At 59.2% G+C, this 21,013-nt stretch carries 15 protein-coding genes; 6 read left to right on the top strand and 9 right to left on the bottom strand.

The annotated features are described in order from the left end of the window. The first annotated feature begins 109 nt into the window (after positions 1-109). The 4 genes from CIC07_RS07965 (at position 110) to CIC07_RS07950 (ending at position 2,971) form a co-directional block, all read left to right on the top strand. The gene (locus CIC07_RS07965) at positions 110-1,003 is read left to right on the top strand and encodes a PhzF family phenazine biosynthesis isomerase (RefSeq protein ID WP_076358335.1); all 894 of its coding nucleotides are present in this window, start codon (positions 110-112) and stop codon (positions 1,001-1,003) included. Between the two features lie 136 nt (positions 1,004-1,139). Then, positions 1,140-1,499 (top strand): metallophosphoesterase family protein, encoded by a 360-nt coding sequence (locus CIC07_RS07960; protein ID WP_076358336.1) that lies wholly within the window; start codon positions 1,140-1,142, stop codon positions 1,497-1,499. Positions 1,500-1,530: 31 nt separating this feature from the next. Next, positions 1,531-2,007: a DinB family protein gene (locus tag CIC07_RS07955; protein ID WP_076358337.1), complete on the top strand. Its 477-nt coding sequence runs from the start codon at positions 1,531-1,533 to the stop codon at positions 2,005-2,007. Positions 2,008-2,086: 79 nt separating this feature from the next. After that, the gene (locus tag CIC07_RS07950; RefSeq protein WP_175619202.1) at positions 2,087-2,971 is read left to right on the top strand and encodes an AraC family transcriptional regulator; all 885 of its coding nucleotides are present in this window, start codon (positions 2,087-2,089) and stop codon (positions 2,969-2,971) included. 85 nt (positions 2,972-3,056) lie between these two features. Here the strand turns inward: CIC07_RS07950 and CIC07_RS07945 are convergent, their stop codons facing one another. Further along, a complete protein-coding gene (locus CIC07_RS07945) occupies positions 3,057-4,319 on the bottom strand; it encodes an MFS transporter (protein ID WP_083688408.1) in 1,263 nt (420 codons plus the stop codon). Between the two features lie 689 nt (positions 4,320-5,008). On the opposite strand from CIC07_RS07945, the gene hpaB reads away from it, so the two are divergent. Then, positions 5,009-6,463, top strand: a complete 1,455-nt coding sequence (hpaB, locus tag CIC07_RS07940; RefSeq protein WP_076358340.1) for a 4-hydroxyphenylacetate 3-monooxygenase, oxygenase component — start codon at positions 5,009-5,011, stop codon at positions 6,461-6,463. Positions 6,464-6,606: 143 nt separating this feature from the next. On the opposite strand, the gene CIC07_RS07935 is transcribed toward hpaB, so the two are convergent. The 8 genes from CIC07_RS07935 to CIC07_RS07900 all read right to left on the bottom strand — a co-directional run bounded on the left by CIC07_RS07935 (position 6,607) and on the right by CIC07_RS07900 (position 19,184). Continuing rightward, positions 6,607-10,440 (bottom strand): glycosyltransferase family 39 protein, encoded by a 3,834-nt coding sequence (locus CIC07_RS07935; RefSeq protein WP_083688410.1) that lies wholly within the window; start codon positions 10,438-10,440, stop codon positions 6,607-6,609. Positions 10,441-10,581: 141 nt separating this feature from the next. Then, positions 10,582-11,412, bottom strand: coding sequence for a lipid II flippase family protein (locus CIC07_RS07930; RefSeq protein WP_076358534.1), 831 nt, complete (start codon positions 11,410-11,412; stop codon positions 10,582-10,584). A gap of 142 nt (positions 11,413-11,554) precedes the next feature. Further along, positions 11,555-12,316: a VOC family protein gene (locus tag CIC07_RS07925; protein ID WP_076358341.1), complete on the bottom strand. Its 762-nt coding sequence runs from the start codon at positions 12,314-12,316 to the stop codon at positions 11,555-11,557. 199 nt (positions 12,317-12,515) lie between these two features. Continuing rightward, positions 12,516-14,000 carry an ABC transporter substrate-binding protein gene (locus CIC07_RS07920; RefSeq protein ID WP_076358342.1) on the bottom strand — a complete coding sequence of 495 codons (1,485 nt, stop codon included), beginning with the start codon at positions 13,998-14,000 and terminating at the stop codon, positions 12,516-12,518. A gap of 133 nt (positions 14,001-14,133) precedes the next feature. After that, positions 14,134-15,006 (bottom strand): carbohydrate ABC transporter permease, encoded by an 873-nt coding sequence (locus CIC07_RS07915; RefSeq protein ID WP_076358343.1) that lies wholly within the window; start codon positions 15,004-15,006, stop codon positions 14,134-14,136. A gap of 1 nt (position 15,007) precedes the next feature. Beyond that, entirely contained in the window at positions 15,008-15,934 is a 927-nt protein-coding gene (locus CIC07_RS07910) for a carbohydrate ABC transporter permease (protein WP_076358344.1), read from the bottom strand. Between the two features lie 105 nt (positions 15,935-16,039). Next, positions 16,040-17,356, bottom strand: coding sequence for a response regulator (locus tag CIC07_RS07905; protein ID WP_076358345.1), 1,317 nt, complete (start codon positions 17,354-17,356; stop codon positions 16,040-16,042). Position 17,357: 1 nt separating this feature from the next. Continuing rightward, on the bottom strand, positions 17,358-19,184 hold the full coding sequence (locus CIC07_RS07900; protein WP_076358346.1) for a cache domain-containing sensor histidine kinase: 1,827 nt from the start codon (positions 19,182-19,184) through the stop codon (positions 17,358-17,360). A gap of 159 nt (positions 19,185-19,343) precedes the next feature. On the opposite strand from CIC07_RS07900, the gene CIC07_RS07895 reads away from it, so the two are divergent. Next, entirely contained in the window at positions 19,344-20,183 is an 840-nt protein-coding gene (locus CIC07_RS07895; protein WP_094248371.1) for a TerC family protein, read from the top strand. Positions 20,184-21,013 lie beyond the last annotated feature (830 nt).

Here is a 21,013-nt window from a genome sequence, read left to right as displayed (position 1 = left end):
AAATTTCGATCTCGGCCATAGGAAGAAAGCGGCATGGTATAATGGGGACTCTATCGGATGGCGAGATCACATCGTTTTCACTCAGCTGCAGGAAAGGATGGAAGCTTCAATGGTTGAGATTTCAGTCTGTCATTACGAAGCATTCAGCACGATTCCCGGCAAGGGCAATCCTGCTGGTGTCGTGCTTGAAGGAGAGAGCTTGTCCGAGCCGCAAATGCTGGCGATCGCCGCCAAGGTCGGCTTTAACGAGACCGCGTTTGTGCTGCCGTCGGACAGCGCCGATCTGCGGATCCGGTACTTCACGCCAGGCCATGAGGTGGATCTTTGCGGGCATGCGACGATGGCGACGCTGTGCGCGCTGGCGGAGCGGGGGCGGATCGCGCCCGGCCGTTCCTTCGCCGTGGAGACGAAGGCAGGCATTCTCCCGATCCGGATCGAGCGGAGGAGCGACGGATTCCTGGACATGACAATGAGGCAGGCGGAGCCCCGCTTCGTGCCCTTCGCAGGATCCAGGGCTGCGCTTGCGGAATCCATCGGACTTGCACAATCCGATCTGGACGACGAGCTGCCGGTCGTATACGGAAACACAGGAATCTGGACGCTCATCGTGCCGGTCAAGCAGCTGGATTCCTTCCCCCGCATGGTTCCTCGAAATCAATTGTTCCCGGACATCCTGACGGAGATGCCCCGCGCATCCGTGCATCCCGTCTGCCTTCATGCATTCGATCCCGAGGCGGATCTGCATGCCCGCCATTTCTCCTCCCCCTACTCCGGCACGGTCGAGGATCCCGTCACGGGTACGGCCTCAGGAGTCATGGGGGCATATTATGACGCTTATATCCGACCCGGCGGACCGCTTCCGCTGCAGCTGGTCGTCGAGCAGGGGCAGGAGATCGGCCGCGATGGCCGCGTGAACGTCGAGATCGGGGAGGAGGGCGGCGGCCGTTCCGTCCACATCACCGGCACAGCCGTATTCGTGAAGGAATGGACGTTGAGCGTCTGACAGAAAGATGTCCCTGCATCGTTTGTTTGTCCCGATTCCGCAGGGATCTTATGGTTCGATCCTTGCCGCGTTCATGACCGCGGTCTCAAATCATTCCTTTTGTCCAGAAAATTGCCGGCCGGGAGGTTTCCTTTCCATGCATGACATTGCGGTTCTGTCCGATATCCACAGCAATCGGCACGCTCTTGAGGCCGTTCTCCGCGACATCGATGCCCGAGGCATCCGCACCGTCGTCAACCTCGGCGACAGCCTGTTCGGACCGATCGATCCTGCCGGCACGGCAGAGCTCCTCATGCAGCGGCCGGATATGATCCACATTCGCGGCAACTGCGACCGGTACCTGCTGCAGGACGATATGGACTCCCCTACATTCCGGCATGCGAAGCCCCTTTTGGGAAACGAAGCGCTCCGATGGATCGCATCCTTGCCATCGAAGCCTCCCTTCGTGCCGGGCGCGAGGACTACGCCTACGCCATCCGCCACGGGCGGGCAATGATCTAAAAAACCAATCCTGGGAGTGATCCGTAATGGATGCAAGCCTGTTCGACCAGCTCGACTTCGTACGGAATCAGACGCTGGAAAGGCTGCAAGATGTCGACGAGCGATCCGCGGACGCCATTCCTCCGGGCTTCCGCAACTCGATCCGCTGGAATGCCGGCCATCTGTACGTCGTGCTGGAGCGGTTCGCGTTCCGGGCGATCGGCCTTCCGCAGCAGCTGCCGGAGGGTTTCGCGGAGCGTTACGAATACGGGACCTCGCCTGCGTCTCTGCCCGCATCTGGGCAAGCCGCCACGATGGAGGAGCTCCTCATGCTTCTGCAGGACCAGCCGGACCGCGTCCGTGCCGGCCTATCCGGCCGAATGCAGGAAAGCGCGGCTCCGTACACCACCTCGACCGGATTCACCTTGTCCACCCCCGAGCAGTTCATCCGGCTCGCGTTGTATCATGAAGGCATGCATTTCGGCATCATCAAATCGTACCGGACCCTGCTCGGCCTGAGTTGAGAACCGGTCCACTTGGAGCAGGAATGAACAGGCTGCCGGGTCTATAACCCGTTATGCTGGAGATGAAGGAGAGATCGGCTTGGATTGGCTGACGAGAATGAACCGGGCGCTGGACATGATCGAGAACAACCTGAGCGGGGAGCTGGAGCTCGGCGGGCTGGCCAAGGAGGCTTGCTCCTCCCCCTTCCATTTCCAGAGAATGTTCAGCGCTCTGACGGGCTGCACGCTGGCGGAGTACATCCGCAGGCGCAGGCTGACTCTTGCCGCGCAGGAGCTTGCCCTCTCGGATATCAAGGTCGTCGATGCGGCCTTGAAATACGGCTACGGGACGCCCGAAGCATTCGCCAAGGCATTCCGCAAGACGCTTGGCGTCACGCCTTCCATGGCTAAGCGGCAAGGCTCGCCGCTCATCGCCTTTCCCAAGCTGAGCTTTCATCTATCGCTGAAGGGAGACGTCCATATGAACTATCGCATTGAAAAGAAAGAAGCGTTCCATATTGCGGGGGCATCCATCGAGGTCGGCTGCGCCGACGGGGAGAACTTCCGCCGCATCCCGCTGTTCTGGCAGGAGAGCGGCTCGAACGGCATGATCCGCAAGGTCGCTTCGCTCCAGCCTGATCGTCCCATTATGGGCGCTTGCGTCGACCTCAGTCCGGACACCGATCGTTTCCGTTACATGATCGCGGTCGAAGCTCCCGCAGGAACGCTCGAGGCCGACAAGACGGTCGACGGCGTGGATTTCGTGGAGAGAGAAATCCCCGCCTCGACCTGGGCGGTCTTCACCGCCGTCGGTCAGCTGCCGGATTCCATCCAGTCGGTCACCAGGCGGATCTACTCCGACTGGTTCCCTTCCTCCGGTTACGAGCATGCGGGTACGGCTGATCTGGAAATCTACCTGGAAGACGGCGCGCCGGGCAAAGATTCCGTCAGCGAGATATGGGTTCCGCTGAAGAAGGCGGACTGAAAAGGCAAAAAACCACCTTTCCTGACATCCAGGAAGGTGGTTTTCACGTTTTCTTACGGAAACAGGCTCAGCCGACGAATCGATCCTATCCGTCTTCCGGCAGGCGAATGAAGCCATCCGGCGGCGAAGACGGCAGCCTTGCCATGGAAGGCCTCAGCACATACAAGCCAAGCGACAAACCAAGCACGCTCATGACGAGCACCCCGGCTATGACCGCCGCTTGAACGGTATACCGATCGGCAGCCAAGCCGAACCCCGCTGTCGCCAGCATGACAAGGATCGCCTCGAGAAATACGTTCACGCTTCCCACCCTCCCCATCATGCCGACAGGAATATGGTTCTGGTAGAACGTCGCAAAGCCCGTATTGGCGAACGCGAGGAAAAATGCCAGGATGAAGAAGCCCGCAGCAGCGCCGGCGAAATCCGCCGAAAAAGCGTAGACGAGGTAGCCGAAGCTGACGCCGATCGCGCCGAAGCCGATCTGCGCGGATGCGGCCAGCCTCCTGACGATGGCGGCGTTGACGGACGCCCCGGCGATGATTCCGGCTCCCGCTATGCTGACCAGCAGGCCGTATCCGCTGTCAGACAACCCCAGCACCTTCTGTGCGAAGGCGGCCTCCAGCGAGTCGACGGCCGTCGCCATGACGACCATGACAGCGCTGAACAGCAGGCAGACAATCAAGACGGCGCTGCGGCTCCGGTAAAATGCGATGACAGCCGACCAGTCCTGCCTGATCATGCTCCGGTCCACTCGCGCAGGCAAATCCGCGAACATCCCCTTCTCCAGATCGGGCATCAGCATCGTGACGCCTGCCGAGAACAGCAATGCGGCGGCATTGATGTAGATGGCCATCGTCGGCGAGCCGACCAGGAACAGCAGTCCGGCGATCGCCGGTCCGATCAGGAAGGCTCCCGATCCGATCAATCCGTTCAGCGAATTGAAGCGGGGCCTCTGCTCCGGCGGGATGAGCTTGGCGATATAAGTCCCGGAGGCCGGTCCGAACAGAGAGCCCGCCATTTGGATGAGGAACACGAGTCCGTACATGTAGGCGATGGAATCGAACAAAGGCAGCAGAAAGATGAGGATGGCCCGGAACGCATCAAGGGCGATCATCAGGCTTCGCTTGTTCATCCGGTCTATCAGGCTGCCTGACCAGAAGCTTGCCGCCATGGCGGCGAGAGGACGAAGCAAGTACAGGATCGATACCGCCATGGCGGACTTCGTTGCATCCAGCACGATCAAATTGAGGGCAATGAAATAAATCCAGCCGCCGATGTTCGCGACGCCGATGCCAAGCAGCAGGATCGAAGGGTACTTCCATGTTTCCATAAGTCTCTTTCGGTTCAAGGCCGCCTCTCCTCTCGTTGCTGTTTCCTTCCTTCCCTTTCCCGCTGTACCCAGGCAAACAAAAAAATCCCACCCCCAAGACCTAGGTCTTGGGGGCGAGACTTGTCGTCGCGGTGCCACCCCAGCTTCGCCTCCATGTCGCCATGCAGGCCTCGTCGAGTACGGCGATCCGGCTAAGGAAGGCTTATACTCCAGCTCTGTAACAGGAGCTCCCGTCACACCATCGCTCTGCCGCCTGGCAGGTTCCGATGTGAAGCTCGGAGGCTTGATTCGGCAAGCCGCTATCTGCTCCTTCCCAGCTGCCGGAGCTCTCTGACCGGGCTGCACAGCCTCTCGATTCCGGCTGTGGGGGCACGCGGGCCGCATGGAAAGCAGCATGCTTTCTGGCGGAGATAACGGGTCTGCTTACTCTTCTCTTCATCGCATTTGAGCCATCTTACCAGAAACGGAAGAAGATTGTAAACACCCTGCCATCCTGTGCCGAACGGCATGGCCTGACTTGTTGAAGAAGCGTGCCTATCACATGCTGCTTCCGGCATGGAATTCCTACTGTTCAGCAGCTGAAATTAAGCTTCATTCCGAGCGGCGTTACGGACCGTTCCCCCAGAACTGGGCCCCCCTTGTCTGAATATATTAGCTTGATTCCCCAAGGAGACGAAATATGGACCGCTAAGGAGGCTCACGCGTGCATGCCTATTAAAAATGGACTTCAATATAAGGAACGCCTGGATCGAAATCTGCCCGATATCCGGATCGGTGGGCACCAGGTAAGCGGGAAAATATCCGAGCATGCTGCTTTCAAAGGATTGATGGCGACGCAAGCCTCGATGTACGATATGCAGGGAAACGACATCTGGAGGGACAAATTGACCTACCCTTCGCCCCTTACAGGAGATCGCGTAGGACTTTCGTTTCTTCAGCCCAAAACAAAAAAAGATCTCGCCGCCCGCAGGATAATGATGCAGGCTTGGGCTTATGCCCACAACGGCTTCCTCGGCAGAGCCCCCGACTATATGAACACCGCCCTGATGGCCTACTCGTCCGCTGCCGGAGTTCTGGATAAGGATTATCCACAGTTCGCAGCCAATCTAAGGAATTATTACGTCTATTGCCGGGAAAACGATATTACCCTTTCGCATGTCTTTATCCAGCCCAAAGCCGCCCGGCTGTCCAATTTCCTCCTTACGCTGGAAGACCCACCGGCAGCCCGAGTCGTGGAGAAGAACAAGGACGGCATTATCGTCAGGGGAGCTTTCCTGCTGGACACCCAGGGAGCGACCTCGGATGAGATTCTCGTCTACCCGACGCCCTTCCCTACTTTCAATGAGGGAGAGAGTCCCTTTTCCTTTTTCTTTGCCGTGCCAAGCACCCTGCCGGGCATCCGCTTCGTGTGCCGGGAAAGCTTCGTAGGAGGCGAGTCGGCCTATGACTATCCCCTCAGCTCGAAGTACGAGGAGATGGATACCCTGGTTCTGTTCGAGGATGTCCTCGTTCCTTGGGACCGCGTCTTTCTATGCGGCGACGTGAACATGGCCTACCGTCTGTCGGATGAAAGCCGGTTCCACACGCATACGAGCACCCAGGTCATGTGCAAGAACATCGCCAAGACGGAGTTCTTTCTCGGAGTGGCGGAAACGATGGCGGAGGCGTCGGGCATCGACCAGAATGTCCACGTGGTGGAAATGGTGAGCGAGCTCCTCGTCATTCTCGAGACGCTCAAGTCGCTCCAGCTTGCGGCCGAGGTCGGAGCTAGGCGCGACAAGTGGGGAAGCATGCTGCCGGACCGCAAGCCGCTTCTTGCCGCGAATGCTTACTTTCCCAAGATGTACCCCCGCATGATCGAAATCATCCATCTGATCGGCTCCAGCGGAATCATCATGATTCCTTCGGAGGAGGACTTTAACGGTGATATCGGCAGCCAATTGAAGCGTTATCTCAAAGGCGTCGGCGTTGACGCCAAGGATAATGTGCAGCTGTCCAGGCTGGCCTGGGAGCTGAGCGTCAGCGCATTCGGGGGCAGGCAGAGCGTTTATGAGAAATTTTTCTTCGGAAATGCCGCTACGGTGACGAACCGTCTTTACAACGGGTATGAAGGAAGAGAGAAATACAAGCAGCGCATCCTTGATTTCCTGTCGGGAAAATAGCGCCATGACTCGCCCGCGAAAAAGTCCCGCTTCAAGACGGCCGTCTTGAGGCGGGACTTTTGATTCGCGAAGCTTCGCAGGCAAGGCTGAATTCCTTAAGCTCGGATTCAGCCCGTCAGGCCGTTGCCGTCTTGCTCGGCTGCTCAGAAAAATGTCCAGCTGCCGAACCACTTCAGGAAATGAACGGCATAATCCCGGCTGATCGTCTGTCCCGTCAGCACCGGATAGAACATCGCCATCAGCACGGCGGCCGCGCCAAGATAGGTCCACGTCGCCGCCCGGCCTTGCTTGACGCCGATTCGCTCCGGCAGCTGCAGCAGCACGTAGACGACACAGAGCAGCAGGAACGGCACAGTAGCGTAATAGTGATAGATGAAGGTCAGGCGCGGAATGCCCACCCAAGGAAGATATTGGGACAGGAGCCCGATCGTGACGACCTGCATCGCCCGTTCCTTCCTCTTCCATGCGGCGATGAAGGCGGCCGCGGCACAAGGAATGCCTGCCCACCAGAGCAGCGGATTGCCCAGCGAGACGATGCTCGCGATCCGCCCCGGCTCCAGTCCGGATCCGGAATAATACCAGATCGGCCGGCGGATGATCGGCCATTCCCACCAGGTCGAGGAGAACGGATGGGTCGCCACCAGCTTGGAATGGTAATCGTACATGAACTTCTGGAACTCGATGACGTTTTTCAGGCCATGGCCCGGCCCGGGTACCCTCATGAACGGAATATACGTAAGGATGTAGATGACCCCTGGAACGAGGACGAAGAACAGCAGCCCGGCTCCGATCATGCCGGCGATGAAGCTCTTCTCGCTTGCGCGGCTCGGCGCGGAGTCATTGCCTTTGCCGCCTGCCTGCTTCGCTTTCCTCTCCCGGTCGGGAATGGCTGCGGTCCGGGATGCCGCCAAGTGCCGTCTCACGAGCGAATAGAAGAAGATGGCCGCAAGGCCCGCTCCCGAATAGACGCCGACCCATTTGACCGAGGCTCCCAGCCCGAAGAAGATGCCGGCCAGGGCAAACGGCAGGAGCAGGCGTCGGAGCGGCGTTCCCGGCTCGTTGCGCTGGAAGAACCGGTTCATGTAATGGTAGCTCATGATGATGAACAGGACCGCGTACGTGTCGACGGTGCCGATCCTCGACTGCACGAGCGGCATGAAATCGAGGAAGATGAGCGCCGCCGCCAGCAGGCCCCCCTTGCGGGAGCGGAACAAGCCCCGTCCGAAGACGTACATGGCCGGGATCAGGAGCAGGCCGGCGATGCCGCCCATGACCCTCCAGCCGAAGGGATTCATGCCGAACAGCGCGATGCCGGCGGAGATGATGACTTTGCCGAGCGGCGGATGAGTCGTCTCGTACGGCTCGATCCGGTGCAGATGCTCATAGGCGGTGCGCGAGTGATAGATTTCATCGAAATACATGCTGTTGCGGTAGGAAGGCTTGTCCGGCACAAGCGCCTGCTCGTCGAACAGCGGCGAGCCTCCATCCGCAGCAAGAGCCAGCCTGACGCCGTCCGGTCCGAACAGTCCCGCCTCGTATACGACGGCGGTTCCGGTTCCCGTGATCCGGACCGCCTGCGCCGTCTGCCCCGTCAGCGGCACCGACTTCCACTGGAATACGGTGCCTCCGTCGAGCTTCTGCTCCACGGGAGCGTTCCAGGTCATGCCGTCGGGAGATACCGATACCTGGACGGTGCCGTCCCCGATGCCGGCATAGAGCAGGAGACGATCGACGGCCTGCGGCCCGCCCTGCACTTGCGCCGTGACGTCGGATGCAGGCTGCCACGCCGTTTTGGGAGCCTTGGCATCGCCCAGCTGCCAGAACATCATGACCGCGTATACGGCGACGATGGCGAGCACAGGCAGCCATTCCTTGCGCCATGGCAGAGAGGTCCTGTCCTCATACGGCTGCGGCTTGCGCTCCGCGCTGGGGGTGCCGGGGCTGTCATGCGCCGCTTCCGGAAGGACGAAGGAGCCGCTTCCGGACGCCGCAGCGAGGGAACCGAGTCTCTTGCCCTGCCATACCTGAACCGTCAAATACAGGAGATAAGCGCCGGCGGCCGTCTGGACGAGCGACACGAGCACCATGACGCCGTTGCCGTTGGCGATATAATAGTTCTCCTGCAGCGAGTCCCGGAGCACGTATGCGATGTTGGCCAGGACGGCCGCTGTAAGCGTGCCGTACAGCAGCAGCAGGCGGCGGCTTCCCGAGACGAGAAACGCGGCCAAGCCGAATGCCAGTGCCGGATACAGATACCGCTCATGCATGCCGGTCTTCAGCAGGAACACGAGGAGCGATCCGGCGAAGGCGGCCAGATAAAGGCCGCTGCGGCCTTTTTTGAAAGCGATGAGCCCCATGGCGGCAAGCGCCAGCGCGGCTCCGACGTTGCCCCAGACCGACAGCGGCAGCCCGAGCCAGTGCTTGGCCGCATCGATACCGTTCAGGCCGAGCAGCCCATAGATGTTGAAGGCGTTGAGCGTCGCGTATGGATAGGAAGCGAACATCGCTTGATAATGCTCCACGATCCAGAGCGGCTCCCTGCCGACGGCAAACGGAAGCAGCAGCAAGAGGGCAGCGGCGACGCCGGCTCCGGCAGCCTTCAGCCACTCCTTGCCGCTTCGGCTGATAATCAAGGCGAACAGCAGCAGCGGCAGGAAAATGACCGCTTGCGGCTTGACGAGAACCGCCGCCGCGAGCCATGCCGCTCCTGCGGCATGGCGGCTGCGGGACAGAGCCCGCACCGCGAGAAGGACAAGCAGCGTCATGACGGAATCGGCCTGCGCCCACAGCGCGGAGTCGAACCACACGGCCGGATTGAAGATGTACAGTCCGGCCGCCATCAGGCTGACGCGCTTGCCGAACCGCTCGCGGGCGATTCCATAGAGCAGCCGGCCTGCGGCGAGATCCGCCAGAATCGCCGGCAGCTTGACCAGCAGGATGACGCCGCCGCTTGCTCCGCTCAAGCCGAACAGATGCTTGAGCATGCCCACCACGTAGAGGACGTAAATATAGCCCGGCGGGTAGTCGGCGAACACGTCGTCGCTGAAAAATCCGTTCAGGCCGACCGAGTAGGCCCGGTCCGCCCAAATCGAAAAGTCTGGGAAGTCGATGGGATGGCCCTGCATCGTCGGCGCGAGCAGCAGGCGGAGCAGAAGTCCTCCTCCGAGCAGCAGCCACAGCGCCCTGCTTCCCGCGTGATCGCGGCCTTCCATGCGCAGCCAATGGATGGATGCCGTGGCTTCCTTCCGGGAGAAGAGAGCCCGATAAGCGATCGAGAAGGCGTACAGGAACGCCGCTCCGCCCAGAAACGCTAGAGGGATCAAATAGCCGGGAGCTTTATGCGCGGCAGCAGCCGGTTCCGCAGGCGCCGGAGCCGGTGCCGAGGAAGGGTCCAGGGAAATGACCGTCGCTCCGGCGGGAGCTTCCGCCGCCTCGGCGACGGAGACAGCCGAGAAATCGGCGATGCCGACATTCTCGCTTCCGTACCCGCCGAGACGGAGCAGCACGTCCATCGTGTCCTGGGACGGCCCCGTGCGCCCGTACAGCTCCAGCGGCTGCCAGGCTCCCGCCGTATCGTAGAGGGAAACCGACGTATCCACGGGACCGAGCACGGATAGATTCGCCCCGGTCTTGCCGGCTTCGGCGCCGGCGGCTCTGACGCTGGCGGATATCCGGTACAGCGTATCCGGCTTCACCGTCACGCGCTGCAGCCAGCGGGCGTCGTTCGGCTGAAGGTTCTGCACCCTCAAATAACGGGCAGGCTCCCCGCCCGCTCCCTGCTGCAGCGACCAGGAGGTCACCGATTCATCGAGCTTGTAGCCATCCTTGCTCCAGCCTTGCGGCATGTTGTCCGCGCCCGCCTCGAAGCCGGGATTGGCAAGCAGCTCGTCCGCCGCATAAGCGGTCATGCGGCCTCCAAGCAGAATGACTGCTGCCGCCAGCAGCAGAAGAATCGGCCTTATGTACGTAGGCTTCAATCGTCCAACCTTCCTCTCTCAAGCTCTGCATAGGTATGTTTTTAGAGTAGCATAGATAGGGCGCTGCTGGCACGCCAAAAAAAGACAGCTCAAGCCGCCTGCTTGCGGCCTCGCCCTAACATTGGTGGCCTCCATCCACAGTCAAAGGACCGAAACGATCCCTACGATCCACAAGGCAGCCGGAACAAGCAGCAGCTGCGCCAGCACCGTTCCTGCGAGCCGTGAGAGCATCAGCACGCCGAAAACCCGGCTCATCTCTCCGTTCGGCCGGTCTCCCCGCAGCACCTGGTCGGTCAGCAAGCCGATTTTGGGATCGATCAGGAGAGCAAGCATAATCGTTGCCATGCCGTTGATCAGGCCCGAAGCCTGCGAGGCCGAGGTCGAATAGGCCGCTGCGTAAGTGGAAGCCAGCAGCGCGGCTAGCACGCCGATGGTATATATGGCCGTGACAAGCATGTTGAGCAGGACAAGCCGGTAAGGAACGCCCCCTTTTCGGATAGGCGCGAGCATGGACAAGCGCGGCAGGGCGAGATGATAGCGGATATTCCGCACCGTATGCCGGCGAAGAAGGTACGGGAGCAAGCGGGGAATGGAGCCCGCCTGCTCCATATGGGCGATCAGGCGCGCGGACAGCCTTGTTGCGGAGGGGAACAGCATGATGGCCAGCAGCGTTCCGGCCGTCGCCGCCGCCAGAATGAATCTCATCTGTCCGGCCAGATGAAAGTCCGGGTGAAGCCGCGCTCCGTCAATGATCTTGCCGGTCATCGGCGCCTGGATCATGTTGGAGGTCCGGGAAATCAGCAGCACGATGCCGGACAGCGACATGGCGACGGCCAGCTTGCGCAGCCTCACTCCGGCGAGCCTCAGCGAATAGGTCAAGGTTTCGGCCATGTGGATCATCAGCGTGAAGAGGGATACGGCAGCGACCTGGGCGATCAGAGAGAGACACCTCCATAGGGATAAGCTCTGCATTCTCTGACGGGATCCGGCAGCGTTCGGTTGCTGAATCGGCAAAACAAAAAAGAAGAGACGAGAGCCTCTTCCCAACTCGACATCCATGGACAAACGAAGCCTGTCTCCAGCTCAGCCTCCCGCTTGACAGCCTGTCACAGGCTTAGCTTCCTCCCTCGTAAACCAGATGGAACCGGTAGCCCTCCAGCATGAAGGTTCCGCCGCCATTTCCGTCCTCCTTGTAAGCAATGCCGGATGCATACAGCCTGGAAGTGATCCCGCTCCAGTCGGAGGCGCTGTTGAAGCCGAGCGTCACGCGCACGCGCGGAGGCAGCGCGATCATGCCGATCGGAATCCAGCGGCGCTTCTTCGAGACGACGACCGCGTGTGCGGTCCCGCCGACAGCGAAGGTGAACATGTCGGTAGGCTGCCCTCGCAGCTCGAAGCCCATGAGATGCACCAGCTTCTGCCGGAACTCCGGGACGGATTCGACTGGAAACCCGACCTCACGGATGAAAAGAACCGGAAATTCCCCGGGAAGAGGCTCGGCAAGGCTTCTATCCCCGTCCCTCTCGGCGATGATTTCCAGCAGATGGCCGTCGCCGTCGCGGAAGTAGACGTTCTTGCCTGTCTCGTCATCATCGATGGCGCGGCCATCCTCCCATTTCAAAAAGGTCAGATGACGGGATTCGGCCCATGCGACTGCCTCTTCGAACCGGGAATAGGGAATCGCGAAAGCAAGATGGGCGGGAGAGATCGGCTCGAACGTTTCCACAAAGGACAGGATGCTTCGCTCGGCGATCCGGAAAGAGATCTCTCCCTCCGACCGGTGGACAACCGGAAGCTGCAGAAGCTCCCCGTAGAACTGCCTGACGCCCTCCAGAGACACCGTATGAAGCTGCACATTCGAGTAATGCGTAATCATGGCAGAAACCTCTTCCTTTTTCTAAAGATTTTTATTTAGTATATGGTTATCTTTAGAAAGTCGCAAATGAAGATTTCATGTGCATGTCCCTTCGCTTCCCGATGGCGATGCTGGCCGCAGCTCTCCGTCTCGGGCAGATAGGAAAAAGCCGGATCTGCGCGAGGCAGATCCGGCTTCTTGCTGCATGGGATGGATCTTATTATTGGACTTTGATCGCGTCGTAGTACTTGGTTTGCATCGTCTTGGCGGCCGCATCCAGCTTGGCTTTGAAGTCGACATCCTTCTTGGAGAATACCTCCTGGATGATGTTGGTCATCTCGGCATAGTATTCCTGCGTGTTGTACTGGGCTTCCGGGTTGCCGTCGAGCAGCTTGTTGGACTCGGGATCGTATTTGTACACGTTGGTGTACTTGTCATAGATCGCTTGAAGCTTCTTGCCGTATTCCGAATCCTCTTTGTAGTAGCTCATTTGCGGCGGGATATAGTATTTTTTGTCCGCTTGGCGGGACTGGATATCCTTTTCGACCGCGCTCAGGTAGCTGTCGGAGAAGTAGTCGAACGTGATGTAGCGGAACGCCATCTCCTGCTCATCCTTCGAAGCGTTCGGGTTGATGACGAGATAATCGCCGCCAAGAATGCCGGAATGCTTGCCGCCGGCTTCAGCCGCAGGCATCGGGTAGGTCGCTACGTCTTCAGGCTTCATGCCGCCTTGGTTGAGCGCTTGGTCCAGCACGCCTTCCGCGCCGGCGATGACCATGGCCGTGCGTCCTTGTGCGAACGCGCCGACCGCATCTCCCCAGCCGAGCGCCCAGTCCTTCGGAATGGCGTTGGCTTCCCAGCGCAGCTTCTGGTAGAACTGCAACGCCTTGACGGCTGCGTCGGAGTTGAAGGCGGCCGTTACCTTGCCGCTGTCCGTCGTCTGGATCTGGCCGCCTGCTTCGAACAGGAAGTTGGTCCAGTTCCAGCCCGATTCGTTGCCTTTGCCCATCGGAGCGATGCCGGCGACGCCTTTTTTCGGATCGGCGACTGCTTTGGCCGTGTTCAGCATGTCGTCCCAGGTCCAGTCGTAGGACGGAGCCGCTACGCTTTTGGCCTCAAGAAGCTTTTTGTTGACGACGGTAGAGGTCGAGTAGCCGTTCTGGACGATTCCGAACACTTTGCCGTCCTTGACGAACTGGTTCTGCAGCGTCGGATTGATGTCGTCCTTGAACTGGTATTTATTCCACAGATCCGTGATGTCTGCCGCCCAGCCGCGCTGCACGAGGAAGCCTGCCTCCGTCGCGAACGTGTTGAAGAACGTCGGAGCTTCGTTGGCCGCCATCTTCACGCCGATCTCGTCGACATTGTAATGCCAGTCCGATTTGACGATCGTGACGTTCGGGTATTCCTTCTGGAAGCGGGCAATCTTGTCGTCCTCGGATTTGCGCTTCTCCGCCTGGTCGGGGAGCGGATAATAGATGCTGATCGTGATTTTCTTGTCCTTGATGTCTTCTTCGGCCGGCGCAGCCGCTCCGTCATTGGAGGCGGTGTTGTTGGCCGGCTCGCTGACCGCCGGCGACGGGCTCGATGCTCCCCCGGTATTCGTGTTGCCGCTGCCGCTGTTGCTGTTGTTGCCGTTGCCGCAGGCTCCAAGCAAAACGCTGGTCGCCACCAGGCAGCTCAGGATCGCTGTCGATTTGCGCACGTGTAACTCCCCTTTTCTTGAACATGGATAATATGGCGTTCATCTGGAATAGCTTGCAAAACCATCATAATGGATGCGCATTCATTGTACGATGTGCGATTCTATGGTCATTATGTGTGTCTTTACGATGAAGCTAGCCTTTTACTCCGCCCAGATGCAGGCCGCGGATGATGAACCGCTGGAAGACGAGGAAGACGGCGATCGGCGGCAGCATGACGAGCGTCAGAATGGCGAATTTGATGTTGAGATTGAGCATCTTCGCCTGGATGACGTATTTGTAGATCGCCGTCGACAGCGGATAATGGCTGTCCTTGTGCATGATGAGCGACGGCCAGAACCAGTCGTTCCATGCGGTCGAGAAGACGAAGATGGCCAGCGTCGCGAAGATCGGCAGCGACAGCGGCACGGCGATGCGGATGAAGCAGCTGAGCTCGGAAGCTCCGTCGATCCTTGCCGCCTCGAAGATTTCCATGCTGATGCCGTCGAAGAAATTTTTGAGCAGCAGCAGGAAGAACGCGTTGGCTCCGGCCGGCAGCCAGAAGGCGAAGAACGAATCCAGCAGCCCGAGATCCTTCAGGTTGAGGAAGTTCGGGATCAGGTAGGTCGTCGGCGGAATGAACAGCGTGATCATGAAGAACATCTCGATGCTGCGGCGCTTGGGCACATTGAGGCGCGAGAGGCTGAAGGAAGCCGTTCCGAGCACCAGCACCGATACGATCATGTTGCCGCCGAATATGAGCAGCGTATTGCGGAGGAAGGTCGGAAGCGCGATGTAATTCCACGCCTCGTCGAAGTTGCCCCATTCCCATGTCTGAGGAAGGAAATGCGGCGGGAACGAATTGACCTCCGCGTTGTCCTTCAGTCCGTTGAATGCCGTTGTGAGAACCGGATACACCATGGATGCCGCCATCAGGAAAATGACGACGAGCATGATGATGTATCCCGTGCGGGTTCCTTTGCGCTTGAGATCGAATTCCGAGAGAATGCCTCTGTCCATGCTGCTCATGCTATCGGTCCCCTTTCCGGTCCAGGCGGTATTGTACGATCGCCAGAGCGCCCAGGACGATGAACATGAGCACGCCCATCGCGGAAGCGACGCCCATATCGAGACGGGTGGTCGCATACTTGACGATAAGCAGCGCGTAGGTCAGCGTGGCCTTGACCGGACCGCCGTCCAAAATCGCCAGCTGCGACTGGTAAGCCTGGGAAGTTCCGATGATCTGCAGCACGAACATGAGCAGGATCAGGCTGCGCAGGGAAGGCAGCGTGATATGCCAGATCCTCTGCCAGATGCCCGCTCCGTCGATCTCCGCCGCTTCGTACCAGTCGCGCGGGATGCTGAGCACGGCGGCCAGATACAGGAGCATGGCGGAGCCGAATTGCTGCCACGTCTCCATGAAGACGAGGGAGATCATCGACCACTTCGTATCGGTCAGGAAGCTGACGCCCTCTCCTCCGAACAGGCTCGTGATGCCGGCGTTGATCGGACCGACAGGATCGTACATCCATCGCCAGAGCCCGTACAGGACGACGACTGGAATGACGTTCGGCAGGTAGGCTGCGACGCGGAACACGCCCTGGAGCCGCTTGATCTCGGAGATTCCGATGGCGAACACGATCGGCACCCAGAAGCCCATGACGAGGCACAGCGCCATATAATAGAGCGTATTTTTCACGGCGGTCCAGACGTCGGGATCGCTGAAGACCGTCCGATAGTTGTCCAATCCGACGAATTCGTCGCCCTTGACGAAGTCGATATGGTAGAAGCTGTAGAAGAATCCCTTGAGGATCGGCAGCCACAAAAAGAGGATGAAGATGACGGCCGCCGGCAATAGGAACGCCAGGCCCCACCCGTATTTGCGAAGCAGGGTCCGGGCTTTGCCCCTGCCCGCCTGCGCCTGCGGCCCGGTGGCCGCAACGATGTCTTGACTCATGTTTTTCCCCGCTTTCTCCTGTTCTTATCTTTATCTATTCATTTTAGATTCCAGGAGAAAGGGAGAACATGTGCGTATCTATGCATATCGTAGCGAATCTTACTTCTATTTTTTCAACTCGCTCGGGCTGTGCCCATAGTACTTTTTGAATATTTTGCTGAAATGCTCGGGAGATTCGTACCCGACCCGCTCCGCGACCTCGTAGCGCCTCAGATCGGTCGTCATCAGCAGCCGGCGCCCCTCTTCCATGCGCAGCTTGATGACGTATTCCCACAGGTTGTTCCCGGTTATTTTCTTGAACAGGTAGCTGAGGTAATTGGGACTGACGTGGTTGCGCTGCGAGACCTCGTGCAAGGTCAGCCCCTTCTGCGCGTAGTGCTCCTCGATATAGCGCTTGGAACGCTCCACGATGAGATTGCTCTGCGCGGACAGCTCCTCGTCGCTGGCCTCCTGCTGCGGATCGCTCCAGCTGAAGTCGCCGTAGTAGAACACCTTCTGGTCCGGATGCTTGCCGCTCCAGTCCAGAGCGCGCGCCGCCTGGGCGCTGAGCATCGAGAGGAATTCGGCTCCCCGGGCGATCTGGCTGATGCCGAGCGTGACCGGAAGATGAAGGCAGCTGTCCAGATTATGGTGCAGGCTGCGGCCGATCATGTCGAGCTGGTTCACCTTGCTTACCGTCGTATCTTCGTACTTGGCCTCGCTCCAGCCGATCAAGGCGCCGACCTCCCAGCCGGGGAGCAGGCAGGGGATCGGGTCCCACTCCTGCTCCAGCAGCTCGCAGGAAATGTTCATCATCGCGTAGGCGAGCAGGTCCTTGTCCCGGGCGGAATAATTCCCTCCGCCGAAATCCGCGCGGATGCGGATCATGGCGAAGTAAGGGCCGGATGAAGCGATGCCCGCCTGCTCCATCAGCGCAAGTCCTTGCGCAGGTCCAGCCGGCGGCGCGACGAGCAGCTTCAGCAGGGCGGCGCTCTGGCCGCTGTCCGGCGCGCGCAGGCGGAACTGCGAGCTCGCCTTCGCCAGATAATCCTGATCCCCGGATACCGGCTTCTCGGAATTGAGCAGCGCGTTGCGGACCGAATCCAGCAGCTGGCTGCTGTTCAGCGGCTTGATCAGATAGTCCCTCGCTCCCAGGCGGATTGCCATCTGCGCATACTGGAACGTCTCGTGGGCGGAGACGACGATCGTCTGCACCCAAGGCTTGAGCAGCTTCGCCTGATGCATGAGATCGATTCCGTTCATTCCCGGCATCTGGATGTCGGTGATCATGAGGTCGACTTCCTCCATGCGCAAATAATCCAGCGCCTCATAGCCGTTGCTCGCCGTATGGATGTCGGTGATGCCAAGTCCCGCTCCCGCCAGAAGGCTGGCCAGCCCTTTGCAGATAAGCGGTTCGTCGTCCACGATCAATATTCGGTGCATGTCAATTGTCCTCCCCGTCTGATTCGATGCCTGCCTCGTTTGATTGCTGCTCCTGATCCGGCAGCAGGATGCTTACCTTCGTGCCTCCGCCAGGCCTCGGTCCGATCCCCAGTCCATACGGATAGCCGTACCGCAGACGGATCCTCTGGTCGATGTTGCGTATGCCGTATCCGATTGCCGGAGAGCTGTCCTGCTCCCCGAGCCAGCGCTCGATCGCGGCGTAATCAACGGCCTTGTAGCCGTTGTCCTCCACCGTCACGCGGATTCTTCCTTCTTCGTCCCGGACGGCTGCGACCCGGATGAGCCCGTCCTCGCCCATATGCTTGATTCCGTGGATGATGGCGTTCTCGATCAGCGGCTGCAGGGTGATCTTGGGAATGCCGATGCTCCCGAGCTCCTCCGGAACGTCCCACTCCATCTTGAAATCGGCTTCATATCTCCGCTGCTGAAGGGCCACATAGGCTGCGGCATGCTCGCGCTCCTCCGCCAGCGAGATGATCTCGCGGCCCCGGCTGAGGCTGATCTTCATCAGCTTCGACAAGTCCTTGATCATCTCCGCCGATTCGGAATTGCCCTCGAGCGAGCTTTTCCAATAGATGCTCTCCAGCGTGTTGTACAGCAGATGCGGATTGATCTGATGGTACAGGATCTGGAGCTGCGCCTCCTTCTGCCGGATCTCCATCTGGTAGCGGTCGTGGATGAGGCTGTTGAGCCTCCTCGCCATCCCGTATACGGCGGAGATGAGGACGCCGACCTCGTCGCTGCGCGATTGCCCCGGCGTCTCCGGCACCCGCTTGCCCGGCTCGTAGCGGCGCACGAACGTCGAGAGGCGCTGCAGCGGCGTCATGAGCGAGCGCCAGAAGTAGATCATGACGATGCAGCCGAGCAGCGTATACGCGATCGAGATGAACAGAATGACATTTTTGAGCTCCTTTTGCTGCTGGAGCAGCGATTGGACCGGAATCTCGTAGACGAGGCGCAGGTTCAGCGCATTGGCCGCGCTGACGACATAGATATCGTCGCTGTTCACTGCATGGTACGGCATGTCGCTTCGGGCGGATCTGGCCGCGGCGACGACCTCTTCCGGCAGCTCGACCTTGGTGCCGAGCTTGCCCTGGACGGTGGAGGACATGATCGTGCCCTGGCTGTCCGTCAGGAACATCTCGCCGTCGGGCAGATTCACCGAGCGCAGCGAATCGACGATCTTGCTGTCCATCTTGTACGCGACCAGGACGCCGATGACGTTCCCTTCGCCGATGTTGTTGACCGCGCGGATGTAGGCGAGCGTCTTCTCCTTGCTGAAGGCGGTGTTGTTGTCGATGACCTGCATGAAGCCGAGTCCCTTGTTCTCGACCGCCTTGTCGTACCAGGCCGGCTTGTTGTCGGAATCGAGGAAGTAGACGCCGTTCTGCGTCATCTGGATGGAGGGGGCGAAATAGAACTCGCTTGAGGGATCGTACACGTAAAGGGAATAGTAGATCGGATTCTCTCCATCCGTGCCGGTCGAATAAACCCGCAGCAGCTTGTCCATCGCCGCGTATTTCTTGACCCGGTCCAGCACCGGCTCCAGGCTGCCGGGAACGATGGCCTGCGTTGCGGGATTCTGGATGATCGTCGTCGTGATCCGGTTGATATTGTCCATGTCCTTGTCGATGATGACCAGATTCTGCTTGTTCAGCTCGGCATAGGCGTTCGTGATGTTGCGCTTCAAAATGCTTTCCGCTTTCATATTGCCGTAGACGAACAGCCCCAGAATCGGAATGGCCATCATCAAAAACAGCAGGATCATCTGCATTTTCACGCTGAGCCTGGTAAGGGGATTGTTCATCGTCCATGCCTCCGGAGTAAGTCGGTATTCCCGATTATGGGACGAACGGCATGGGAATTCAATGTTTTTTTGGCCTGGACTAAGGAAAATAAAAGCAGAGCATACTAGTCCTGTTATCCTTGCACGCCTCAACGAAAGAGTTCAAAGGAGTGATGAAGCCTGACAACCTCGGTCCTTTTGGAATACGCGTGGGTGCTTCTGGTGCTGATCGGATTGGAAGGAATTCTGGCTGCGGACAACGCGCTGGTCATCTCCATCATGGTCAAGCATCTCCCGGAAAAGGAGCGGAAAAAAGCTCTGTTCTACGGGCTCGGAGGAGCCTTCGTCTTCCGGTTCGCTTCCCTGTTCATCATCTCCTTCCTCGCCCATGTCTGGTATGTGCAGGCGCTCGGAGCCGCTTACCTGCTGTACATTGCGATCAGCCATATGGTCAAGCGGCTGTTCGTCAAGCAGGACAAGCTCAAGAAGGAAGCCGAGAAGAAGCCCGAAAACTTCTGGGTGACGGTGCTCAAGGTCGAGCTGGCCGACATCGCCTTCGCGGTCGACGCCATTCTCGCGGCTGTCGCGCTGGCGATCACGCTGCCGGCGACAACGCTGCCCCGGATCGGCGGCATCGACGGCGCCCAGTTCATCCTCATCCTGACAGGCGGCATCATCGGCCTGGTCATCATGAGGTTCGCCGCCACTTACTTCGGCAAGCTGCTGGTGGAGCGGCCCGGACTGGAGACGGCCGCCTTCGCCATCGTCGGCTGGGTCGGCATCAAGCTCGCGATCTATACGGTCGGCCACTCCGATGTCGCCCTCATCAGCTCCAGCTTCCCGAAAAGCGGCTTATGGAAGGGCATCTTCTGGACGGTGCTCATCCTGATCGCCGTCGTCGGCTGGTTCGCGTCCAAGCCGAAGGCGGGCAGCCGCGGCGATGGCGGCGACGACAGAGGCGGGCGCAGCGGCGGACGCGGTAGCGAGCGCAGCGGCGGGTCGCGCCAGCCTGCGCGGTAGCTTGCGCGGCAGGCAAGCGGCGCAGCGGCGATGTAGCGAGCGCAGCGGCGGGTCGCGCCAGCCTGCGCGGTAGCTTGCGCAGCAGGCAAGCGGCGCGGCGGCGATGTAGCGAGCGCAGCGGCGGCGACGACAGCGATGGTGCCGGCGCAGCGGCACGGCGGCACGGCGGCCGCAGGTTCCTGCAGCTTCAGGTTACAAAGCTAAACAGGACGAGCTGAACATGTTCAGCTCGTCCTGTTTTATTTCCCCCGCTAACAACTACTCGGTGATTGAACTACGTCATGATTCGAGCTTTATCGGACATACGATCCGTTATTTGAGCTTTGATTGAGTAGCTGCGATTTTATCGGACATACGATCCGTTATTTGTGAACAATTAGCGGGATATAGATATTAGCGGGATAAATAACGGAACTGATGTCCGTTAAAAAAAATGGAATGCTTATTTCGCACCAAATAACGGATCTGATGTCCGATAGATCAGCAGGCTCCTGTCGAATCGTTCCTTCAGCGGATCCCACTAGCATAGGAGTCGTCCGGGATTTAATCGGACAACGGATTTCATCACGCTGACACCGATTATTTTGTTTTTCACATGTTTATCTAGCAGATCAGTTTGAACAAACCGCTCCGTTTTTCCGTTGCCAATATTTACATTTCATAGGCAGGTCTACAACAAACCCTATTGTCTTTATCCGTCATTCTGAAATAGCTCGTCGAATGGCTGCAGATTATACGAACACGGGATGCACAGGGCAGGGCTGGGCTTCGTCCCGTCTTTAACGCTAGCAACTTATCGTTTGACCGCAACTTGCTTTCCAAGGAGCTGC

Origin of the sequence: Paenibacillus sp. RUD330 (genome assembly GCF_002243345.2) — a bacterium.
Lineage (GTDB): Bacteria > Bacillota > Bacilli > Paenibacillales > Paenibacillaceae > Paenibacillus_O.
The sequence above is the reverse complement of the archived record's forward strand: the minus strand, read 5'-3'. Positions and strand labels throughout refer to the sequence as shown.